The sequence below is a fragment of the Actinoallomurus rhizosphaericola genome, from assembly GCF_024055675.1.
Taxonomy (GTDB): Bacteria; Actinomycetota; Actinomycetes; order Streptosporangiales; family Streptosporangiaceae; genus Actinoallomurus; species Actinoallomurus soli.
Map to the genome: position 1 here is coordinate 15,734 of NZ_JAMXMW010000028.1, position 21,952 is coordinate 37,685.

Here is a 21,952-nt window from a genome sequence, read left to right on the forward strand (position 1 = left end):
CAGAGGCCCGGCCACCGCGGCCCGGCCACGCCGGGCCCGGCCACCGCGGACCGGCTACACCGGTCCGGCCGACGCGAACAGGGTCAGGGCGTCCGGCGGTTGCGGACGACGCGCCAGCCGGCGAAAAGCACGACGGCCACCGCGGGCAGGCACCAGAAGGCGATCTTGTTGGCCGTGTCCGCGAAGGCCATCAGGATGACGACCAGGGCGAGGAAGCCGAGCGTGGCCCAGTTCGACACCGGCGCCCATGGCATCCGGAAGGGCGGGCGCTCGATCTCCCCGCGGTTCGCCCGGGAGCGGAGCCGGAGCTGGCAGCCGATCAGGGTCACCCACACGGCGACGACGCCGAGGGAGGCGATGGAGGTGGCGATGTCGAAGGCCATCTTCGGCACGACGTAGTTGAGGACCACGCCGAGGAGCAGCACGATCGAGGTGAACAGGATCCCGCCGTACGGCACGTGCCGCCCGCTCATCCGGCCCACGAACGACGGCGCCTCGCCCTTGACGGCCAGGGCCCGCATGACGCGGCCGGTGGAGTACAGGCCGGAGTTGCAGGACGACAGGGCGGCGGTGAGCACGACCGCGTTCATGATGTCGCCGGCGCCGGGGACGCCGAGCCGGGAGAAGACCGTGACGAACGGGCTCTCGTTCGCGCTGTAGACCGTCCACGGCAGGATCATCGCCAGCAGCAGGACCGAGCCGACGTAGAAGACGCCGATCCGCCAGATGACGCTGCCGATCGCGCCGGGCAGCACCTTGCGGGGGTTCTCGGTCTCGCCGGCGGCGATGCCGACCATCTCGATCCCCGAGTAGGCGAACACGACCGCCTGCAGGCTCATCAAGACGATGGGCACGCCGTGCGGCAGGAAGCCGCCGTGCGCGGTGAGGTTGGACAGGCCCGCGTGGCCGTCGTGGCCGACGCCGGCGCCGGTGAGGACCAGCGCCACGCCCACGAACAGGAAGACGACGATGGCGAGGACCTTGATCACGGCGAACCAGAACTCCAGCTCGCCGAAGAGCCGCACTGACAGGAGGTTCACCGCCAGGAGGACGGCGAGGGCGACGAGGGCCGTGACCCACTGCGGGATCTGCGGCAGCCACTTGTGGACGTAGATGCCGGCCGCGGTCGTCTCGGCCACCCCGGTCATCGCCCAGTTCAGCCAGTACATCCAGCCGCTGGCGAAGCCGGCCCACGGGCCGATGAACTCACGGGCGTACGTGACGAAGCTGCCCGCGCTGGGCCGGTGCAGGACGAGCTCGCCGAGCGCCCGCATGACGAAGAAGGCCGCGATGCCGCAGACGGCGTACGAGAGGACGAGTCCCGGTCCGGCCGCGGCCATCCTGCCGCCCGCTCCGAGGAACAGGCCGACGCCGATCGCGCCGCCGATGGCGATCATCCGTACCTGGCGGTTCCCGAGGGACTGGACGTAGCCGGCGTCCTCGCTGCCGGGCGCGGTGCCCTGGTGGTCCACTGCTGTCGACACGCGGCCTCCGATTTCCAGCGGGTTTCGCTCCCCCCGAAAACCGCTTTCCGGTCACTGACCATACAAGGTCGCGCAGCGTGTTCGCGCCGCGACGCGGGTGCGGTCGCCCCGGGGATCGAAATGCGGTACACCCTGGTAGGTGAGGTGAGTGCCGCCGCCCGGACCGCCGGCCGCGACCGGAGGCGCCTCGCCTGGAGGAGAGGTATGGCCGACCGGCAACGGGTTTAAACCGGGCATCCGGAGTGTCGGGCCCCGGCGATCACTCTGGCACCGTTAGGCTCAGGGGACCCGGTCCCCGGCCGGTCTCTCACCCCCAGACGACGATCTTCGACGCGGCGCGTGCTCCGGGCACGCGAGGCGTCGCATGCCTGAAGGAGGCGCATCGCGCATGAGTGACTCGTTCGTGCATCTGCATGTGCACACCGAGTACTCCATGCTCGACGGGGCGGCCCGTCTCAAGGAGATGTTCGCCGAGGTCGAGCGGCAGAAGATGCCGGCCATCGCGATGACCGACCACGGCAACACCCATGGCGCCTACGACTTCTACAAGCAGGCCACCGCGGCCGGGGTGACCCCCATCGTCGGCATCGAGGCGTACGTCGCGCCGGCGTCCCGGTTCCACAAGGAGCCGGTCCGCTGGGGGGAGCCGAGCCAGAAGGGCGATGACGTCTCCGGTGGCGGCCACTACACCCACAAGACGATCTGGGCGCGCAACGCCGAGGGCCTGCACAACCTGTTCAAGCTGACGAGCAGGGCCTACACCGAGGGGTTCGTCCGCAAGTGGGCCCGGATGGACTTCGAGCTGCTGGCCGAGCACTCGGCCGGCCTCATGGCCACCACCGGCTGCCCCTCCGGCGAGGTCCAGACCCGGCTGCGCCTCGGCCACTTCGACAAGGCCCTGGAGGCCGCCGCCAAGTACCAGGAGCTCTTCGGCAAGGAGAACTACTTCCTGGAGCTGATGGACCACGGCCTCGACATCGAGCGCCGGGTCCGCGACGGGCTGATCGAGATCAGCAAGAGGCTGGGCATCCCGCCGGTCGTCACCAACGACTCGCACTACACGCGGGAGTCCGAGGCGTCCGCGCACGACGCGCTCCTGTGCATCCAGACCGGCAAGCAGCTGTCCGACCCGGGACGCTTCAAGTTCGACGGGTCCGGCTACTACCTCAAGACCGCCGACGAGATGCGGGCGCTCGACACCTCCGACATCTGGGCCGAGGGCTGCCGCAACACCCTCCTCGTCGCCGAGCGCGTCGACTCCACCGGCATGTTCGAGTACCGCAACCTCATGCCGCGGTTCCCGGTGCCGGAGGGCGAGACCGAGGAGTCGTGGTTCCGCAAAGAGGTCTGGAAGGGGATGGAGCGGCGCTTCCCCGAGGGGATCGACGAGGAGCACCGCAAGCAGGCCGAGTACGAGATGGACGTCATCTGCCAGATGGGGTTCCCCTCGTACTTCCTCGTCGTCGCCGACTTCATCATGTGGTCGAAGAACAACGGGATCGCGGTCGGCCCGGGCCGTGGCTCGGCCGCCGGTTCGCTCGTCGCGTACGCGATGGGCATCACCGACCTCGACCCGCTCCCGCACGGTCTGATCTTCGAGCGGTTCCTCAACCCCGACCGCGTGTCGATGCCCGATATCGACGTCGACTTCGACGAGCGTGGGCGCGCCGACGCGATCCGCTACGTCACCGAGAAGTGGGGCGCCGACAAGGTCTCCATGATCGCCACCTTCGGCACCATCAAGGCGAAGGCCGCGATCAAGGACGCGGGCCGCGTCCTCGGCTACCCGTACGCCCTCGGCGACCGCATCTCCAAGGCGTTCCCGCCCGCGGTCATGGGCAAGGACATCCCGCTGTCGGGCATCTTCGACGACAAGCACCCGCGCTACGGCGAGGCCGGCGAGCTGCGCAAGCTGTACGAGGAAGAAGCCGACGTCAAGCAGATCATGGATCTGGCGCAGGGCCTGGAGGGCCTGATCCGCCAGACCGGCGTGCACGCCGCCGGTGTGATCATGTCGGCGGAGCCGCTGACCGACCACATCCCGATCATGCGCCGCGACTCCGACGGCGTCATCATCACGCAGTTCGACTACCCGACCTGCGAGACGCTCGGCCTGCTGAAGATGGACTTCCTGGGCCTGCGGAACCTCACGATCATGCAGGACGCCGTGAAGGCCATCAAGGCCAACAAGGGCGTCGACCTCGACCTGCTGAAGCTGCCCCTGGACGACAAGAAGGCGTACGAGCTGCTGGCCCGCGGCGACACGCTCGGCATCTTCCAGCTGGACGGCGGCGGCATGCGCTCGCTGCTGCGGCTGATGCGCCCCGACAACTTCGAGGACATCTCCGCGGCCCTCGCGCTGTACCGCCCCGGCCCCATGGGCGCCAACTCCCACACGAACTACGCGCTGCGCAAGAACGGCCAGCAGCCGATCACGCCGATCCACCCGGAGTTGGAAGAGCCGCTCAAGGACATCCTCGACACGACCTACGGCCTGATCGTCTATCAGGAGCAGGTCATGGCCATCGCGCAGAAGGTCGCGGGGTACAGCCTCGGACAAGCGGACCTGCTCCGCCGCGCGATGGGCAAGAAGAAGAAGGCGGAGCTGGACAAGCAGTACGCCACCTTCGAGTCCGGCATGAAGGAGCGCGGCTTCTCCGCCGCGGCGATCAAGGCGCTGTGGGACATCCTGCTGCCCTTCTCCGACTACGCGTTCAACAAGGCGCACACCGCCGGATACGGCCTGGTCTCGTACTGGACCGCCTACCTCAAGGCCAACTACGCCGCCGAGTACATGGCGGCGCTGCTCACCTCCGTCAAGGACGACAAGGACAAGAGCGCCCTCTACCTCAACGAGTGCCGCCGCATGGGCATCAAGGTGCTCACGCCCGACGTCAACGAGTCCGACTCGGACTTCACCCCGAAGGGCGACACCGAGATCCTGTTCGGCCTGTCGGCGATCCGCAACGTCGGCGAGAACGTCGTCGACGCGATCGTCAAGGCCCGCAAGGAGAAGGGCCGGTTCACCGACTTCCAGGACTTCCTGCGCAAGGTGCCGCCGCAGGTCTGCAACAAGCGGGTCGTCGAGTCGCTGATCAAGGCGGGCGCCTTCGACAGCCTGAACCACGAGCGCAAGAGCCTCGTCATGGTGCACGAGCAGGCCATCGACGCGATCATCGACATCAAGCGCAACGAGGCGATCGGGCAGGACTCCCTGTTCGGCGGGGGCGACGACGTGGTGGACACCACGTTCGACATCGCCATCCCGGAGGGGGAGTGGGACAAGACCACCCTGCTCGCCTTCGAACGCGAGATGCTCGGCCTGTACGTCTCCGACCATCCGCTGCTCGGCATCGAGCACATCCTGTCCGCCAACGTCGACTGCTCGATCGCCGCCCTCACCGCCGACGAGCGGCCGGACGGTCAGATCGTCACCGTCGGCGGCCTGGTCTCGGGGCTGCAGCGGAAGGTCACGAAGAAGGGCGACTCCTGGGCGCTGACCACGCTGGAGGACCTCGAGGGCGCCATCGAGCTGATGATCTTCCCGTCGGCGTACCAGCTGTGCTCCACGCTGCTCGCCGAGGACGCCATCCTCATCGTGAAGGCACGCCTCGACAAGCGTGAGGACACCGCGAAGCTGATCGCGATGGAGGTCACCCAGCCGGACCTGACGGTCAGCGACTCGGGCCGGCCGCTCACCGTCTCGATGCCGGTGACCCGCGTGACCCCGCCGGTCGTCCAGGGCCTGAAGGAGGTGCTGGGCGCCCACCCGGGCCAGACCGAGGTCCACCTGCAGCTGCAGAACGGCCCGCGGACCACGGTCGTCCGCCTCGACGACAAGCTCCGGGTCACGGCCTCCCCGGCGCTGATGGGTGATCTCAAGCAGCTCCTCGGCCCCGCCTGCCTGGTCTGACCCCACCGGCTCGCCGGGCCGGCCCCGATCCGGGCGGCCGGCTCCGGTGATGCCGGCTGCCCGGGGTTATCCGAGGCGGCCGGGCTGGTAGTCGCCGCCGCGCCGGCCGAGGATGACGCCCATGCGGTTGGTGGCGTTGATGAGTGCGATGAGCATCACCAGGTCGGCCAGCTGGTTCTCGTTGTAGTGCTCGGCGGCGTCGGCCCATGCCTCGTCGGTGACGCCACCGGCCGCGTCGGCGATGCGGGTGCCCTGCTCGGCGACTTCCAGGGCGGCGCGTTCGGCGTCGGTGAACACCGTGGACTCGCGCCAGGCCGCGACGAGGTTGACGCGGGTCGCGTCTTCTCCGGCGTGTGCGGCGTTCTTGCTCCACACGTCGGTGGCGTAACCGTCGCCGTTGATCTGGCTCGCGCGCAGCAGGACCAGCTTCTGGGTCGCGGCGGGCAGCGTCGAGCCCTGAAGGATCGTCTTGCTCGCCGTGCCGAAGTGTCCCGCGGCCTTGGCCGTGGTCGGAGTGCCGAACAGGTCCAAACGAGCGGTCATCGTGTGCTCCTTGCCGTTGTGACGGGTCGAACAAGAGATGCCGGCGTCCCGAGCCCTGTGACAGGACGGCCGTGTGACCTACGCCACCGCGCGCGGGTGTCACACGGCGGCGGGGAGCGGCGTCTTGTGCGCGTGTCACGATCGAGGGCGAACAGGCGGAGGAGCCGGCGATGAGGGAACGCGGAGAGCCGACCGTGGACAGGGCCGGGCCGTACGCTGATGGCGGCAGGATGGACTCCGCCACCGAGGCGTTCGTGGCCCACCGCAACCTGCTGTTCACCGTCGCCTACGAGATGCTCGGCTCGGCCGCCGACGCCGAAGACGTCCTGCAGGAGACCTGGTTGCGGTGGACAGGCGTCGATCCGGGCACGGTGCGAGAGCCGCGCGCGTACCTGGTCCGAATCACCACCCGGCAGGCGCTCAGCCGGCTGCGTACGCTCGGCCGCCGCAAGGAGTCCTACGTCGGCACGTGGTTGCCCGAGCCGCTGCTGACCACGCCCGATGTGGCCGACGACGTCGGGCTGGCCGACAGCGTCTCGATGGCCATGCTGCTGGTGCTGGAGACGCTCACGCCGACCGAGCGCGCGGTGTTCGTCCTGCGTGAGGTGTTCGACCTGGCCTACGACGAGATCGCCCAAGCCGTCGACAAGAGCCCCGCCGCGGTTCGCCAGATCGCCCACCGGGCACGGTCCCATGTGGCCGCGCGCCGGCCACGCGGGGTCGTTTCGGCCACCGAGACCCGCAGCGCGCTCGAGGCGTTCCAGCAGGCGGTCGCAACCGGCGATCTGCAGGGCCTGCTCGACGTCCTCGCGCCGGACGTCGTCTTCCTGGGCGACGGCGGCGGCATCAAGGAGGCCGCCCCGGCGCCCATCGTGGGGGCCGATCGGGTGGCCCCCCTGGCCGCCGGCCTGCGCAGGTTCGGCGCCGCGGCATCGCTGCGGCCGGCCCACGTCAATGGCCATCCCGCGCTGATCCTCCGGCTCGACGGCGAGATCGACACGGTCATCGCGGTGCGCATCGACGGCGGCCTCATCACCGGCCTCTACGCCGTGCGCAACCCCGAGAAGCTGTCACGGGTCGAGCGAGAGACCCCGCTGCGCCGCTGAGCCGGCCTTCCCCTCCCGCGGAGCCGCTCCGGAGCCTACGACAGCGGCGGGATGTGGTGGCCCGGGCGGAACACGTCGTCGGCGTCCCAGGTCTTCTTGACCCGGGCCAGGCGCGCGTGGTCCTCCGGCGTGTACGCCGTCGCGGTCCGGGCCGGATCGGCCAGGAAGTTCAGGAACGACCCGCCGGTCGCGTGCGGCCGAAGACGGCGGGCGAGGTCGTCGACGCCCGTGTCGACGCGGGCCCGTGCGCCCGGGTCGCCGTATCCGGGCCCGTAGGGCGCGGTCGCGATCACCGAGAACGGCACGTCGCGGTGGCCCACCGGGCCGGCGTCCGGGGCGGGCCGCGCCATCGCCCCGCCCCAGTGCCGGACCTCGACCGCCGGTCCCGGCGGGTCGGCGAACGCCGGGTCCGGCAGCGCCCCCAGCACCGCGTCCGGCAACTCCCGGAACAGGTCGATGTGCTGGCGGACCGCCATCGGAGGCCCCGACGCCCCGGCGATCACCGTGCCCGCCTCCGCGAAGGTCATCGCGCGGAACCCGTCCACCAGCGGCGTGCCCGCGGCCTCCAGCAGCGGCTCCAGCCGGCGCTCGGCCTCCTCGTACCCGCCCAGGTGGAAGACCCGGACGCCGAGGACCGGCCGGCCGCGCACCGGCTCGGGAACGCCCGGGACGTCCGGCATCCGCATCAGCATGACGGCCGTGTTCAGCTCATCCGGCTCCCCGGCCGCCCACTCCCGGTACCGCGCGAGGGTCCCGGCCGCACGGCCGGCGTCGTACAGGGACACGCCCGCGTAGACCCGGCCGACGGCGTGCAACCGGACCTCCAGGGCGGTCACCACGCCGAAGTTGCCGCCTCCGCCGCGCAGCGCCCAGAACAGGTCGGCGTGGTGGTCGGCGTCCGCGGTCACGTGCTCGCCGTCGGCGGTCACCAGGTCCGCCCTCAGCAGGGAGTCGGCGGCGTACCCGTACTTGCGGGACAGCCATCCGGTGCCGCCGCCCAGGGTGTAGCCGGTCACGCCGACGAACGGCGTGCCCGACAGCGGCGCCAGGCCGTACGGCGCGGCCGCGGCGATCACATCGGACCAGCGCGCGCCGGGCCCGACCCGGGCGACGCGCCGATACGGGTCGACCCGTACGCCCGCCATCCGCCCCGTCGTGAGCAGCAGGCCGTCGGCGGGCACGTACGTTCCGTGCCCCGTCGCCTGGACGGTGAGCGGCAGCCCGCCCTCGCGCGTGGCGAGGACCGCGGCCCGTACGTCACCGGGCCCGGTCGCCTCGGCGACGATCAGCGGACGATGGTCGATCAGGAGGTTCCAGCCCGATCGGGTCGTGTCGTACGCGGCGTCGCCGGGCAGGTGCACCGGCCCGGTGAAGGTGTCGCGCAGCGTGCGCGCGACGCCCTCCGGGCCGACGGTCGTCGCTTGGGTCATCGGGTTCCGCTCCCCGTGGGTGCCGGCCGTCACCGGTGTGACGGTTCCTTCCGGACGTCCCGATGCTCGCCGTCCGGCCGCCCCGGCGTCATCGGCCGGGGGGCGGCAGTCGCGCTGCCGCGTTCGGCGCAGCGGAGGCCGGTGTACTCCGGTGGGAGTAGTGCGCGGCTCCTTTTCCGGGAGGAGCCGAAGGGGGCGGGCGGCGGTTTACGCTGCCCGAATGGGGATCCAGCACCGGCTTCGCCCACCCGTGTCCGACCTGATCATCTCGGTGGCCGTCGCCGCCGTGGCCTTGATCGGCGCGGCCATCGCGCCGCCCGGGCGGACCGGGCTGGACGCGTTCGGCTACCTGCTGCTGCTGGCCGGCTCCGCCGCGCTCCTCGCACGCCGCCGCGCCCCGGTCCCCGTCCTGCTGGTCACGACGGCCTGCGTCGTCGCCTACCTCGTACGCGGCTACCCCGGCGTGGCCGCCGCCGAGCCGGTGATGGTCGCGCTGTTCACCGCGATGCGCGCCGGGCGCCGGGTCGTCGTGCTCGTGCCCAAGGCCGCCCTCGTCGTCGTGGTGATCACTGATCTGACCCTCCACCACGGGGAGCCGGTCCGTCAGGTGCTGCAGGACCGATTCCTGCTGGCCGGGTGGCTGGTGGCCAGCGCCATGATGGGCGGTGCGTTCCGGCAGTGGGACGCCTACGTCCACGAGGCACGGGAACGGGCCGCCGAGGCCGAGCGCACCCGCGAGGAGATGGCGCTGCGCCGCGCCGGCGAGGAACGCCTGCGGATCGCCCGCGAGCTGCACGACTCGCTGACCCACAGCATCTCCATCGTCAAGGTCCAGGCGGGCGTGGCGATCCACCTCGCCCGCAAGCGCGGCGAGCCGGTGCCCGACGCGCTGCTGGCCATCCAGGAGGCCAGCGCCGAGGCGATGCGGGAGCTGCGCGCCACGCTCGAGGTGCTGCGGGACGGCGAGCCCACCGGCAACGGCCTCGACCGGCTGCCGGACCTGGTGCGCCGGGCCCGGTCCGCGGGGCTGCCGGCCGATGTCACGGTCACCGGCCGGCCTCGCGACCTGCCGACGGCGGTCGACCGCGCGGCGTACCGGATCGTCCAGGAGGCGCTGACCAACGTCGCCCGGCACGCGGGCCCGGCCGCCGCCTCCGTCCTCATCCGCTACGGCGACGACACGCTCACCGTACGGGTCGACGACGACGGCCGCGCCACGCCGGGAACGCCGCACGAGCCGGGCGTGGGCCTGACCGGGATGCGCGAGCGCGTCACGGCGCTCGGCGGCCGGCTGCGGGCCGAACCCCGCGCCGGGGGCGGTTTCACCGTCCACGCCGACCTCCCGACCACCGGTGAGCCGCGGGCGGACGGCCATCCGCTCCCCGCCCTGGACGGCGCGGGCGACGACCCCGTCACGCCCGGCCGGACCCGCGCCGCCCACCTCGCCACCGACCGCGATCCCACCCTCGGCGGGGCCGCGCCGAGTCGTGCCGGCGCCGACCACGCCGCCCTCGACGGCGTCGTACCCGGACGGCGCGACACCGTCCGCGACGAGGAGGCGGCGCTGTGATCCGCGTCCTGCTCGCCGACGACCAGGCGCTGATCCGCGCCGGGTTCCGTGCCCTGCTGCAGGCGGAGGACGACCTCGAGGTGGTCGCCGAGGCCGCCGACGGACGGGAGGCCGTCGCGCTCGCCGCCGCCCACCTGCCCGACGTCGCCCTCGTCGACGTGCAGATGCCCGTCCTCAACGGCATCGAGGCGACCCGCCGGATCACCGCCGACGAGCGCATGTCCGGTGTCCACGTCGTCATGCTGACCAACTACGGGCTCGACGAGTACGTCTTCGAGGCGCTCCGCGCGGGGGCGAGCGGCTTCCTCGTGAAGGACACCGAACCCGCCGACCTGCTGCACGGCGTCCGCGTCGCCGCACGGGGCGACGCGCTGCTCGCCCCGGCGATCACCCGGCGGCTGATCAGGGAGTTCGTCTCCCGCCGCCCGCCCGCCTCCCCGGACGCGCTCGACGTCCTCACCAACCGGGAGCGCGAGGTGACCGCGCTGGTCGCCCGTGGGATGTCGAACGAGGAGATCGCCGCGCACATGGTGATCAGCCCGACGACGGCCAAGACCCACGTCAGCCGGGCGATGACCAAGCTGCGCACCCGCGACCGCGCCCAGTTGGTCGTCCTGGCCTACGAGTCGGGGCTCGTCCGGGCCGGCGACGCCTCCGCCGCGCCGTGGGACTCCGACCGCTGACGCGCTCCGACGCCCGACGCCCGACGCCCGACGGCCGGCCGCCGGATCCCGGTGGCCGAAGGGCCGGGGGCGGGCCGCCCGTGCCCCGGCGGCCGAGGGTCCGGTGCGGGCCGTCGGTGCCCGTCGGCCGAGGACCGGGGGCGGGGCGTCAGACCCGCGCGACGCCGAACGTCCGCCGGTAGGTGGCGGGGGACACCCCCACGGCGGCGTGCAGATGCTGGCGCAGAGAGGCCGCCGTGCCCAGCCCGGCGCGCTCGGCGACCTGGTCGATCGGCAGGTCGGTGGTCTCCAGCAGCCGCCGGGCCTCCTCGATCCGCTGCCGGATCAGCCACTGCGCCGGGCTGAGCCCCGTCTCCGCGCGGAACCTGCGGGTGAAGGTGCGCACGCTCATGCCCGCCCGGCGCGCCAGCCGTGCCAGGTCGAGGGGCTCCTGCAGCCGCTCCAGGGCCCAGGCGCGGGTCTCCGCCGTCGAGGCCCCGGTGGTCGCCGGCAACGGCCGCTCGATGAACTGGGACTGCCCGCCCTCGCGCCACGGCGGCATCACCGAACGCCGGGCCGCGCGGTTCGCCACGGCGCTGCCGTGGTCCCGGCGGATGACGTGCAGGCACAGGTCCACCCCGGCCCCCACTCCGGCCGAGGTCAGCACGTCGCCGTCGTCCACGAACAGGACGCCGGGGTCCAGCCGCACCGTGGGGTGCAGTGCGCGGAACCGGTCCGCGTGCGCCCAGTGCGTCGTCGCCGGACGGCCGTCCAGCACACCTGCGGCGGCCAGCACGAAGGCGCCCGTGCAGATCGACATCAGCCGCGTGTCCGGGCGCCGCAGGGCCAGCGCGGCGGCCAGCGGTGGCTCCAGGACGCCGTCCTCCAGAGCCGCGCCGCCGTGCACCCCGGGCACCACGACGCTGTCGGCGGCCGCGAGGATCTCCGGGCCGTGGTCGGGGACGGCCCTGAACCCGGCCGACGTGCGCACCGGTCCGCCGTCCGGGGTGCAGACGCGGACCCGGTAGTACGGCCGTCCGCCGGCGTCCCGGGCCGCCCCGAAGATCTGCGACGGAACCCCCAGGTCGAACGCGACGACCTCATTGACGGCGAGGACCACCACCTCATGCGTCATGGCCCGATTCTTTCACATATTGGCTTTCGGGCCACTCGCGGACGGAATCGCCGATCGGGAGACTCCACTGCGTGACCCAGACACTTCCCGACACACCGGCACGGGCTCGCCCACGCCTGCACCGTGCCTGGATCGTCGCCGCGGTGACGCTCATCGCCCTCGTCGGCGCCGCCGGGTTCCGTGCCACGCCCGGCGTCCTCATCGATCCCCTCCGTGCCGAGTTCGGCTGGCCGCGTGGCACGATCGCCTCCGCCGTCTCGGTCAACCTGCTGTTGTACGGTCTGACGTCCCCGTTCGCGGCGGCTCTGATGGACCGGTTCGGGATGCGGGTGGTGGTGTCAGGCGCGCTCCTGCTCGTGGCGGCGGGCAGCGGCCTGACGGTCTTCATGACCGCGCCGTGGCAGCTCATCGCCTGCTGGGGCGTGCTGATCGGCCTCGGTACGGGGTCGATGGCCATGGCCTTCGTCGCCACCGTGACCTCCCGGTGGTTCGTGGAACGCCGTGGGCTGGTGACCGGCGTGCTCACCGCGGCCGGCGCGGCCGGGCAACTGGTCTTCCTGCCGATCCTCGCCCACCTGACCCACATGCACGGCTGGCGCTCGGCCGCGGTCACCGTCTGTATCGCCGCGCTGGCCGTCGTGCCCCTCGTCGTGCTCCTCCTGCGCGATCACCCCGCGGACGTCGGCGTCCCGCCGTACGGAGCCCCCGAGGTCGTCCCGAAGCCGCACAACACGGGGGCGGCGCGGCGGGCGCTCGGCTCGCTCACCACGGCCGCGCGTACGCCGGTCTTCTGGCTGCTCGCCGGCGGCTTCGCGATCTGCGGGGCGTCCACGAACGGCCTGGTCGGCACGCACTTCATCCCGGCCGCGCACGACCACGGCATGCCGGAGACGACGGCGGCGAACCTGCTGGCCCTCGTGGGGATCTTCGACGTGGCCGGCACGATCTTCTCCGGCTGGCTCACCGACCGGGCGGACTCCCGGGTGCTGCTCGGCGTCTACTACGCCCTGCGCGGGTGCTCGCTGCTCGTGCTGCCGAGCCTGTTCGCGCGTACCGCGCACCCGAGCATGCTGGTGTTCATCATCTTCTACGGTCTGGACTGGGTCGCCACGGTGCCGCCGACGGTCGCCCTGTGCCGGGAGCACTTCGGGCTGACCGGGCCGATCGTCTTCGGCTGGGTCTTCGCCTCCCACCAGATCGGCGCGGCGGCCGCCGCCGTCGCCGCCGGCGTCATCCGCGATCGGCTCGGCGACTACGCGGCCGCCTGGTACGGGGCCGGGGCCCTGTGCCTCCTGGCCGCACTGCTGTCGGTCCGGATCAAGAGGCGGGTAATGGCCGGGTAAAACGCTTTGCCCAGTGTTAACCGAGACTTCGTACGAGCCGCTTACAGTGCGAAACGTGCCTGAGACGCTGGCCGAGGAGCTGCTGCTCCTCGCCTATGACCTGCGCGGTAAGTCCCGTATCGGCCCGGTCGAGCTCGACTGCGGGGTCGGCGGCGCGATGCTGTCGGAGCTGAGGCTCGCCGGCCGGATCGGCCTCGACGGCACGGTGCTGGCCGTCGCCGACACCGAGCCCGTCGGTGATCCGGTCCTCGACGGGCTCCTCGCCGACATCGCGGCCTCGCCTCGCGGCCGGACCCCCCAGGAATGGGTGACCCGGCTGCGTGCGACCGACCACCAGCAGCGGCTGCTGGCGCGCCTGGCCGATCACGGTCAGGTGGCCGTCGACCGTCACCGCCTCCACCGGACGCTCGGCGTCTTCGTCGAGACCCGGCATCCCGTCCGCGACATCGTGGGACTGTGGGAGGCGCAGCAGCGTGTCGTCGCGGCCGTCACGACGGACGCGCCCGCCGACGCCCGTACCCTCGCCCTCGGCGCGCTCGTCGCGGCCGCCGGGCTGAGCAAGGCGGTGTTCGCCACGTCGGGGAACTGGCGTGCGCTCCGTGACCGGATGCGCGCGATGACCGAGGACGACTGGGTCGCCGACGCCGTACGCCGGGCCCTCGCCGTGGAGCTCGGGAGCGTCCCGGTCTGAGCACGGGCCGGGGATCGGCGAGCCTGAGGTTCGCGGACCTGAGGCCGACGGCCGCCTGGAGCCGGCGGCCGGAAGCGGCGGCCCGGGGGCCGGCGGCCCGAGACGGCGTGCCCCGGCGGCGTGCGACGGGAAACGGCGTGCCCCGGGGATCGGCGGCCGGGAGCGGCCGCCGGTGGTCAGCGGCCGGAAACGGTCATCGACAGGTCGGCCAGCCGGTCCCGGTCGTCGAACCGCGCGACGCAGGAGCCACCGTCCGGGAGGTTCGCGACGATCGACGTCTCGGTCTGCCGGTACGGCAGCCGGTGGTGGCTGAAGAACCGCATCACGGTCAGCCGGTGGTCGGCCGGGAAGAGGGAGAGACCGCCGGTGATCAGGCGGGGCGCCGTGACGGAGTCCCACCCGCCGTTCGGCACGGCCGGGTCGCGGACGGCGAAGTAGGCGATACCGCCGTCGTAACGGCCGGGGATCGTTCCGCTGAGGCCGAGGAGGCCGTTCGTGACCAGGGCGACCAGTTCGCCGCCGTTACGGGCCGGTCCGTCGTACCAGGCCAGGTCCAGCTCGGGCGTCGTCATCTCGGGCACGCCGAGCCGGGAGCCCATGGGGCGGGGATTCAGCACGGCGGGATTCTCGGGGCCGAACTGCGGGTTGGCCCAGCCCCACAGCCAGCTGCGGTCGCTCTCGGCGAAGCTCCCGATCAGGGCGACGTGCAACGTGACGTCGCCCTGGGTGTACGTGCCGGCCGTCAGATCGGTGGTCCAGTCGGCGCCCGCCGGCAGGACTTCCGCCAGAACCTCCTGCTGCTGGGCGGCGACCGCCGCGTACGCGGCTCCAAGCCGCTCGAACGCCGGGCTGAATCCTGACATGCCGGGCACACTATCTCAGAAGATCGACGTAGCGGAGCAGGCCAGGAGGCGTCCAGGTTAAGGCGCTACGCTGCCTTGTTCACCGACGCCGGGGGAGGGCGAGTGGCGAGCCGGATACGCATCGGACTGCTGGCGGCGCTTGCGATCACGGTGCTGGGAGTGCCCATCGGGCTGTTGTGGGTCGCGATCGCGCCCCGGACGGCCTACCAGGTCTCGGGCGGCAAGGGTCTCCTTGCCGATCCGGAGACCGAGACGCTGATCGCGGCGGACGGCTGGTTCGCCGTGCTGACCGTCGCCGCCGGCCTGCTCTGCGGCGTCGCCGCCTACGTGCTCGCGGGACGGCTGGGAGAGCAGGGCCTGCTCGTGGGGATCGCGGCGGGCGGTCTCGCCGCCGCGATCGTCGCCTGGCGGCTGGGTCACCTCGTCGGCCAGAGCGGCTACCGGCACGCGCTGCGCACGGCGGGCGACGGGACGCTGGTCCACGCGCCGCTCGGCCTGCACGCCTACGGCGTGGTCCTCGCCTGGCCGCTGACGGCGGTGGTGGTGTTCGGCCTGCTGGAGGCCCTGGACGTGGCGAACCGGGAGTCGCGGGCGAAGCTAGCCGCGGGCGATGCCGGCGGTGGACGCCCGGGTCAGGCGGACGAGGTCGGCGGGGGAGAGCTCGATCTGGAGGCCGCGCCGACCGGCCGAGACGTAGATCGTCGGGAACCGTGACGCGGAGGCGTCGACGACCGTCGGCAGTGTCTTGCGCTGCCCGAGCGGGCTGATGCCGCCGCGGACGTACCCGGTGACGCGCTCGGCGTGCGCGGGGTCGGCCATGGCGGCGCGCTTGCCGCCGGCCGCGGAGGCCAGGGCCTTGAGGTCGAGCGAGGACGACACGGGCACGACCGCGACGGTGAGGTCGCCGTCCACCTCGGCCACCAGGGTCTTGAACAGCCGGTCGTGAGGCACGCCGAGGGCGTCGGCGGCGGCCTCGCCGTAGGAGTCCGCGTCCGGATCGACCTCGTACGGGTGCAGTGTGAACGCGATTCCGGCGCGGGTCGCCGACACGGTGGCGGGCGTGCCCTTGCCGCCCGATCGCCGGTTCGATGCCACAGGTGTCTCTCTTCCAGGGTTCAGTTGGGGCTGACGGTGCCGCCGAGGAACTCCGACGCCGGCACGGTGGGGAGCGCCTCCAGCAGGACGTTCTCCCGGCGCAGCAGGTCGTACTCCAGGTGCAGCCGGGTCGCGGCGTCCTCGGCCTGCAGCAGCCGCTGCTTGTCGTGGCGGTCCAGGACCATCGAGGCGGCGACCACATAGGACAGCTGGATCGGCTCCGCCGGTAGCTCCTCCATCTCGGTCACCTCGGCGCCGTGCTCGGACAGCCGGTCGCAGTACCGGTGGAAGAGCCGCGTCACCGGCTCGGTGATCTTGCCGGCGTCCGGGCCGTCCTCCTCGGGCAGCATCGTCACGTCGGCGCGGAGGTAGCTCAGGGAGTCGTCGATGTCCTCGATCCGGAACCGGGCGCCGCCGCTCGTGACCACGTCGTAGCGGCCGTCGTCGTGGCGTTGGATCCCGCGGAGCTCCGCGGTGCAGCCGACCGCGGCGAGCCGGCGGGCGGCGCCGGGGCCCACCTCGTGCCCCAGCTCGATGGAGACGACGCCGAACCGGAACGGCTCCTCGCCTTCCAGGAGATCGCGCATGAGGTCGCGGTACCGCTCCTCGAAGATCTGGAGGGGCAGCACCAGCCCCGGGAACAGCACGGCTCCCAGCGGAAAGATCGGTAGCCGTTCGGTCACGGCGTTCAGCGTACGACGTCGGGGCGGTCGCCGTCGCGTCCGTTTTTGTGATCTACACCGTAAAGGCGGTCGGCGCGGACGATCAGGGACCAGTGCGGAGGTCACCGGTCGGACGGTGTGACCGTAGTCACCTTGGGCTAGATCGCGTCAACCGGCACACACCACCACGAGCTGCGGAGTTACGGTCGGACGACCGCGCGGCCCCGCCGCCGCGGTACGGCGGTACCTCCCGCCGGCTTGGTCGCCCGGAGGCCCGTATGTGGCTGAACATGCTTTTCCTGACCATCGCCAGCCTGTGCGTCGGATTCATCCTCGGCTGGATCGTCGCCCGCCCTCGTCGCTGGGGCGGCTTTCCCACCGGCGGCCCGGCCGCCGCCGAGGGGCAGGAGAACTCGGAGCAGTTCACCGGGGGCACGCGGCCGGGTGCGTGACACCGGAATTTAGGGTGTCCGCATGCGCGTGTACGTCGTCGACGCCTTCACCGACCGGCCGTTCGCGGGAAACCCGGCGGGGGTCTGCCCGCTGACCGGCCCGGCGGACGCCGGCTGGATGCAGCGCGTCGCGGCGGAGCTCAACCTGTCCGAGACGGCGTTCCCGCGCCCGGTCGAGGACCCGGACGCGGACTACGAGCTGCGCTGGTTCACGCCCGCCGTCGAGGTCGCCCTCTGCGGGCACGCCACGCTCGGCGCCGCGCACGTGCTGTACGAGACCGGGGCCGCCCCCGGCGACCGGCCGATCCGCTTCCGGACCCTGCACAGCGGCGTGCTGACCGTGCGGCGGGAGGACGACCTGCTCGCCATGGACTTCCCCGCCGTGCCTCCCGTGCGGATCGACCCGCCCGCGGGCCTGGCCGAGGCCCTCGCCGCCGAGCCGCTCTGGACCGGGCGCAACGCCCAACACGACATCCTGGCCCTCCTGCCGGACGCCGCGACCGTGCGCTCACTGCGGCCCGACCGGCACGCGCTCGGCCGGATCGACGCGCGGGGGATCTGCGTCACCGCGCCCGGCGAGGACCACGACTTCGTGTCCCGCTTCTTCGCGCCGAGGGTCGGGGTTCCCGAGGACCCGGTGACCGGGTCGGCGCACTGCATGCTGGGCCCGTACTGGGCCGAGCGCCTGGGCCGCGCGGACCTGCTGGCCCACCAGGCGTCGGCGCGCGGGGGAGACGTCCGCGTGTCGGTCCGCGACGACCGCGTCATCCTCCGCGGCGCCGCCGTCACCGTGATCGAAGGCGGTCTGCGCGCCTGACCACCGGCCGTCGCTCCGGTCTCTGGTGTCTCGTTCCGTGAGACGGGCGTCCGGGCGGGTGACGCGGCTTCGTAGACTGATCAGGTGATATCCCGTATCGACCTGCGCGGGTCCCTTCCCGACGACCTGCGCTCCGTGCTGCCGAGAGCCGAGCTCGACGTCGAGGCCGCCCTGGAGAAGGTGCGGCCCATCTGCGATGACGTACGCCATCGCGGCGCCGAGGCCGTACGGGACTACACCGAGCGCTTCGACGGGGTGAAGGTCGAGTCGCTGCGGGTGCCCCAGGAGGCCATCGGCCGGGCGCTGGAGGAGCTCGACCCCGCCGTCCGCGACGCGCTGGAGGAGTGCATCCGCCGCACCCGCGTCGTCCACCGCGCGCAGCGGCGCACCGACGTGACCACGCAGGTGGTGCCGGGCGGCACCGTCACCGAGCGGTGGGTCCCGGTGGAGCGGGTGGGGCTGTACGTCCCCGGCGGTCAGGCCGTCTATCCCTCCAGCGTCGTCATGAACGTCGTGCCCGCGCAGGAGGCGGGGGTCGAGTCCCTCGCCGTGACCTCGCCGGCGCAGCAGGAGTTCGGTGGCCTTCCGCACCCGACGATCCTCGCCACGTGCGCCCTGCTCGGCGTCGACGAGGTGTACGCCGCGGGCGGCGCGCAGGCGATCGCGATGTTCGCCTACGGCACCGAGGAGTGCCGGCGCGTCGACATGGTCACCGGGCCCGGCAATATCTGGGTCGCGGCGGCCAAGCGGCTGCTCAAGGGCGTCATCGGCATCGACTCCGAGGCCGGCCCGACCGAGGTCGCGGTGCTGGCCGACGCCACCGCCGACCCGGTGCACGTCGCCGCCGACCTGATCAGCCAGGCCGAGCACGACACGCTCGCCGCCGCCGTCCTGGTCACCGACTCCGAGGAGCTCGCCGCCGCGGTCGAGCGTGAGCTGGCGGAGCAGGTCGCGCGGACCAAGCACACCGAGCGGATCACCGCGGCCCTGGCCGGCCGCCAGTCCGGGATCGTGCTCGTCGACGACGTCGACGCCGGGCTGAAGGTCGTCGACGCGTACGCCGCCGAGCACCTGGAGATCCAGACCGCCGACGCCCGTACGGTCGCGAGCCGGGTGCGCAACGCCGGCGCGATCTTCGTCGGGCCGCACGCCCCGGTGTCGCTCGGCGACTACATGGCCGGCTCGAACCACGTCCTGCCCACGGGCGGGTGCGCCTGCCACTCCAGCGGCCTGTCGGTGCAGACCTTCCTGCGCGGCATCCACGTCGTCGACTACGACGAGCAGGCCCTGGCCGACGTGACCGGCCGGGTCGTCACGCTCGCCGAGGCCGAGGACCTCCCCGCCCACGGCGCCGCCATGAAGGCGCGGTTCGATTGGGGAATCCCCGAGTGACCACTCTGCGCGATCTCCCGATCCGCGACGACCTGCGGGGGCGGGAGCCGTACGGCGCGCCGCAGCTGGACGTGCCGGTGCGGCTCAACACCAATGAGAACCCCTACCCGCCGTCGCCGCGGCTGGTCGAGGCGCTCGGCCGCGCGGTCGCCGACGTCGCCGGCGGCCTCAACCGCTACCCCGACCGCGACGCCGTCGAGCTGCGCAAGGACCTCGCCGACTACCTCGGCCACGGCGTCACGGCCCGGCAGGTGTGGGCGGCCAACGGCTCGAACGAGATCATCCAGCAGATCCTGCAGGCGTTCGGCGGCCCGGGCCGCAGCGCGCTGGGCTTCGAGCCGTCGTACTCCATGCACCCGATCATCACGCGGGTCAGCGGCACGGAGTGGATCGACGCGTTCCGTGACGAGGACTTCGGGCTGGAGGCCGAGCGCGCGGTCGCGGCGATCGAGGAGCACCGTCCCGACATCGTGTTCCTGACCTCGCCGAACAACCCGACGGGCACCTCCCTGCCGCTGGAGGCGATCGAGGCGGTCCTGGCCGTGGCGCCGGGGATGGTCGTGGTCGACGAGGCGTACGCCGAGTTCCGCCGGCAGGGCACGCCGAGCGCGCTGTCGCTGCTGCCCGGCAACCCCCGGCTGATCGTCACCCGGACGATGAGCAAGGCGTTCGCCATGGCGGGCACCCGGGTCGGCTACCTCGCCGCGGACCCCGCCGTGATCGACGCGCTGCTGCTCGTGCGCCTGCCGTACCACCTGTCGGCGGTGACGCAGGCGGTGGCTCGCACGGCCATCGCCCATCAGGAGGAGCTGCTGGGCGCGGTGGAGGCGTTGCGCGCCGAGCGCGACGCCCTGGTCGGCTGGCTGCGCGGGGAGGGCTTCGAGGTCGCCGACTCGGACGCGAACTTCGTGCTGTTCGGGCGGTTCCCCGACCGGCGCGCCGTCTGGCAGGGCGTCCTGGACCGCGGCGTGCTGATCCGCGAGGTCGGCCCGCCGGAGTGGCTGCGGGTCAGCGTCGGCACGCCCGAGGAGATGGCGGCCTTCCGCGCCGCCCTGAAGGAGGCCCAGTGAGCGGGCGCGCGTCGTCTGGACTGAGGAGCGAAGGGAGCGAAGCGACCGGAGCGACGAGGGAAGGGAGCGAAGCGACCGGAGCGACGAGGGAAGACGGCGCGTTGGGCGCCGGCGAACCGCGCTCGCGCCAGCGAGCGCAGTCCAACACGACTTCCACCACCGGAGGAGAGCAGCGGATGCGCACCGGACGCGTCGAGCGGGGTACCAAGGAGACCCAGGTCGTCGTCGAGATCGACCTGGACGGCACCGGGCGGGTGGACGTCGCCACCGGCGTCGGCTTCTTCGACCACATGCTGACGCAGCTGGGCAAGCACGGGTCGTTCGACCTGACCGTGAAGACCTCCGGTGACCTGCACATCGACAGTCACCACACGATCGAGGACACCGCGATCGCGCTCGGTCAGGCGTTCCGCGAGGCCATGGGCGACAAGTCCGGCATCCGGCGGTTCGCCGATGCGAGTGTGCCGCTCGACGAGACGCTCGCCCAGGTGACGGTCGACCTGTCCGGCCGGCCGTACCTCGTGCACACCGAGCCGGAGGGCATCGCCCCGATGATCGGCCCGGACTACGACACGACGATGACCCGGCACATCTTCGAGGCGTTCGTGTTCAACGCCGCGATCTGCCTGCACGTCCACGTCCCGTACGGGCGCAACGCCCACCACATCGTCGAGGCGCAGTTCAAGGCGCTGGCGCGGGCCCTGCGCGACGCCGTCGCCCACGACCCGCGCGCGCACGGCATCCCCTCGACGAAGGGCGCCCTGTGAAGAACGTCGTCGTCCTCGACTACGGATCGGGCAACCTCCGCTCCGCGGAGCGGGCCGTCGCCCGGGCCGGGGCGGACGTCACGGTCACCGCGGACTTCGACGCGGCGCTGAACGCCGACGGCCTGGTGGTGCCGGGCGTCGGCGCCTTCGCGGCCTGCATGAACGGCCTGCGCGGGGTCCGCGGCGAGCAGATCATCGGCCGCCGCCTCGCCGGCGGCCGCCCGGTGCTCGGCATCTGCGTCGGCATGCAGATCCTGTTCGAGAAGGGCGTCGAGCACGGCATCACCACCGACGGCTGCGCCGAGTGGCCGGGCACGGTGGAGCGGCTCGACGCGCCGATCCTGCCGCACATGGGCTGGAACACCGTCCAGGCGCCCGAGGGGACGACGCTGTTCGCGGGCCTGGACCCCGACACGCGGTTCTACTTCGTGCACTCGTACGGCGTGCGCCGCTGGGACATGCCGCCCGGCCGGTTCACCCCGCCGCTGGTGACCTGGAGCGAGCACGGCGAGCCCTTCGTCGCGGCGGTGGAGAACGGCCCGCTGAGCGCTACGCAGTTCCACCCGGAGAAGTCCGGCGACGCCGGCGCCGCCGTCCTGAAGAACTGGCTGTCGACGCTCTGATGAGCAAGGAACGGCAGCGGCGGCGGGCGGAGCGCGAGGCCGCGCGTGAGCGCGCCGCCGCCGAGGCCGCCCGCCGGAACGCCCGCGCGGCGCGCCGCCGGGCCCGGATCGCCCGGATCACGCGGCTCCTGCCGCGCCGGTCGGGGCGGCCCGGCGGCATCCTCGCCCGCCGCCGCCGCGAGCAGAACGCCATCGTCGCGGTGATCTTCGTCCTCGTCCAGGTGATCGCCTGGATCTCTCTGTCCTCGTGGACCGGACGGCTCGGGGTGCTGGCCCTGTCGGTGTTCCTGGTCCCCGTGTTCGTCACGCTCGCCTTCGACCGGAGGTCCTGACC

Annotated in this window: 21 protein-coding genes; 14 read left to right on the plus strand and 7 right to left on the minus strand. The window is 72.5% G+C overall.

The genetic code is table 11. From position 1 onward, the window contains the following. Positions 1 to 83: 83 nt before the first annotated feature. The gene (locus NE234_RS40105) at positions 84 to 1,484 is read right to left on the minus strand and encodes an amino acid permease (RefSeq protein WP_252786379.1); all 1,401 of its coding nucleotides are present in this window, start codon (positions 1,482 to 1,484) and stop codon (positions 84 to 86) included. A 388-nt stretch (positions 1,485 to 1,872) separates the two neighbouring features. Here NE234_RS40105 and dnaE point away from each other — a divergent pair, with 388 nt between their 5' ends. Next, on the plus strand, positions 1,873 to 5,397 hold the full coding sequence (gene dnaE, locus NE234_RS40110) for a DNA polymerase III subunit alpha (protein ID WP_252786381.1): 3,525 nt from the start codon (positions 1,873 to 1,875) through the stop codon (positions 5,395 to 5,397). Positions 5,398 to 5,463: 66 nt separating this feature from the next. Here the strand turns inward: dnaE and NE234_RS40115 are convergent, their stop codons facing one another. After that, positions 5,464 to 5,940 carry a carboxymuconolactone decarboxylase family protein gene (locus NE234_RS40115; protein WP_252786383.1) on the minus strand — a complete coding sequence of 159 codons (477 nt, stop codon included), beginning with the start codon at positions 5,938 to 5,940 and terminating at the stop codon, positions 5,464 to 5,466. Positions 5,941 to 6,110: 170 nt separating this feature from the next. Between NE234_RS40115 and NE234_RS40120 the strand changes: the two genes are divergently transcribed. Continuing rightward, positions 6,111 to 7,046 carry an RNA polymerase sigma-70 factor gene (locus NE234_RS40120; RefSeq protein ID WP_406567134.1) on the plus strand — a complete coding sequence of 312 codons (936 nt, stop codon included), beginning with the start codon at positions 6,111 to 6,113 and terminating at the stop codon, positions 7,044 to 7,046. 35 nt (positions 7,047 to 7,081) lie between these two features. On the opposite strand, the gene NE234_RS40125 is transcribed toward NE234_RS40120, so the two are convergent. Further along, positions 7,082 to 8,476 carry an FAD-binding oxidoreductase gene (locus tag NE234_RS40125; RefSeq protein WP_252786386.1) on the minus strand — a complete coding sequence of 465 codons (1,395 nt, stop codon included), beginning with the start codon at positions 8,474 to 8,476 and terminating at the stop codon, positions 7,082 to 7,084. Positions 8,477 to 8,696: 220 nt separating this feature from the next. Between NE234_RS40125 and NE234_RS40130 the strand changes: the two genes are divergently transcribed. Then, positions 8,697 to 10,046: a sensor histidine kinase gene (locus NE234_RS40130; RefSeq protein WP_252786387.1), complete on the plus strand. Its 1,350-nt coding sequence runs from the start codon at positions 8,697 to 8,699 to the stop codon at positions 10,044 to 10,046. Further along, entirely contained in the window at positions 10,043 to 10,729 is a 687-nt protein-coding gene (locus NE234_RS40135) for a response regulator (RefSeq protein WP_252786389.1), read from the plus strand. The genes NE234_RS40130 and NE234_RS40135 overlap by 4 nt, the downstream gene beginning before the upstream one ends. Before the next feature lie 148 nt (positions 10,730 to 10,877). On the opposite strand, the gene NE234_RS40140 is transcribed toward NE234_RS40135, so the two are convergent. Continuing rightward, a complete protein-coding gene (locus tag NE234_RS40140; protein WP_252786391.1) occupies positions 10,878 to 11,843 on the minus strand; it encodes a GlxA family transcriptional regulator in 966 nt (321 codons plus the stop codon). Positions 11,844 to 11,914: 71 nt separating this feature from the next. Here NE234_RS40140 and NE234_RS40145 point away from each other — a divergent pair, with 71 nt between their 5' ends. Together NE234_RS40145 and NE234_RS40150 are read left to right on the plus strand one after the other, a co-directional pair. After that, a complete protein-coding gene (locus NE234_RS40145) occupies positions 11,915 to 13,186 on the plus strand; it encodes an MFS transporter (RefSeq protein WP_252786394.1) in 1,272 nt (423 codons plus the stop codon). 55 nt (positions 13,187 to 13,241) lie between these two features. Next, positions 13,242 to 13,877, plus strand: coding sequence for a GOLPH3/VPS74 family protein (locus NE234_RS40150; RefSeq protein WP_252786395.1), 636 nt, complete (start codon positions 13,242 to 13,244; stop codon positions 13,875 to 13,877). A 176-nt stretch (positions 13,878 to 14,053) separates the two neighbouring features. Here NE234_RS40150 and NE234_RS40155 read toward each other — a convergent pair whose 3' ends face one another. Further along, positions 14,054 to 14,740 (minus strand): DUF6882 domain-containing protein, encoded by a 687-nt coding sequence (locus tag NE234_RS40155; RefSeq protein WP_252786396.1) that lies wholly within the window; start codon positions 14,738 to 14,740, stop codon positions 14,054 to 14,056. 102 nt (positions 14,741 to 14,842) lie between these two features. Between NE234_RS40155 and NE234_RS40160 the strand changes: the two genes are divergently transcribed. Then, positions 14,843 to 15,454 (plus strand): hypothetical protein, encoded by a 612-nt coding sequence (locus tag NE234_RS40160; protein WP_252786397.1) that lies wholly within the window; start codon positions 14,843 to 14,845, stop codon positions 15,452 to 15,454. Here NE234_RS40160 and ybaK read toward each other — a convergent pair. Both ybaK and NE234_RS40170 read right to left on the minus strand, forming a co-directional pair. Next, positions 15,338 to 15,835, minus strand: coding sequence for a Cys-tRNA(Pro) deacylase (gene ybaK / locus NE234_RS40165; RefSeq protein ID WP_252786398.1), 498 nt, complete (start codon positions 15,833 to 15,835; stop codon positions 15,338 to 15,340). The genes NE234_RS40160 and ybaK overlap by 117 nt on opposite strands. 20 nt (positions 15,836 to 15,855) lie before the next feature. Beyond that, entirely contained in the window at positions 15,856 to 16,518 is a 663-nt protein-coding gene (locus NE234_RS40170; protein WP_252786399.1) for an LON peptidase substrate-binding domain-containing protein, read from the minus strand. A 269-nt stretch (positions 16,519 to 16,787) separates the two neighbouring features. Here NE234_RS40170 and NE234_RS40175 point away from each other — a divergent pair, with 269 nt between their 5' ends. The 7 genes from NE234_RS40175 to NE234_RS40205 all read left to right on the plus strand — a co-directional run bounded on the left by NE234_RS40175 (position 16,788) and on the right by NE234_RS40205 (position 21,950). After that, a complete protein-coding gene (locus NE234_RS40175) occupies positions 16,788 to 16,949 on the plus strand; it encodes a hypothetical protein (RefSeq protein ID WP_252786400.1) in 162 nt (53 codons plus the stop codon). A 22-nt stretch (positions 16,950 to 16,971) separates the two neighbouring features. Continuing rightward, entirely contained in the window at positions 16,972 to 17,766 is a 795-nt protein-coding gene (locus NE234_RS40180; RefSeq protein ID WP_252786401.1) for a PhzF family phenazine biosynthesis protein, read from the plus strand. An 84-nt stretch (positions 17,767 to 17,850) separates the two neighbouring features. After that, on the plus strand, positions 17,851 to 19,158 hold the full coding sequence (hisD, locus tag NE234_RS40185; RefSeq protein WP_252786402.1) for a histidinol dehydrogenase: 1,308 nt from the start codon (positions 17,851 to 17,853) through the stop codon (positions 19,156 to 19,158). Continuing rightward, positions 19,155 to 20,228, plus strand: a complete 1,074-nt coding sequence (locus tag NE234_RS40190) for a histidinol-phosphate transaminase (protein ID WP_252786403.1) — start codon at positions 19,155 to 19,157, stop codon at positions 20,226 to 20,228. Before hisD ends, NE234_RS40190 begins: the two co-directional genes overlap by 4 nt. 176 nt (positions 20,229 to 20,404) lie before the next feature. Further along, entirely contained in the window at positions 20,405 to 20,995 is a 591-nt protein-coding gene (hisB, locus tag NE234_RS40195; protein ID WP_252786404.1) for an imidazoleglycerol-phosphate dehydratase HisB, read from the plus strand. Further along, positions 20,992 to 21,618 (plus strand): imidazole glycerol phosphate synthase subunit HisH, encoded by a 627-nt coding sequence (hisH, locus tag NE234_RS40200; RefSeq protein ID WP_252786405.1) that lies wholly within the window; start codon positions 20,992 to 20,994, stop codon positions 21,616 to 21,618. The genes hisB and hisH overlap by 4 nt, the downstream gene beginning before the upstream one ends. Continuing rightward, the gene (locus tag NE234_RS40205; protein WP_252786406.1) at positions 21,618 to 21,950 is read left to right on the plus strand and encodes a hypothetical protein; all 333 of its coding nucleotides are present in this window, start codon (positions 21,618 to 21,620) and stop codon (positions 21,948 to 21,950) included. The genes hisH and NE234_RS40205 overlap by 1 nt, the downstream gene beginning before the upstream one ends. The last annotated feature ends 2 nt before the right edge of the window (positions 21,951 to 21,952 follow it).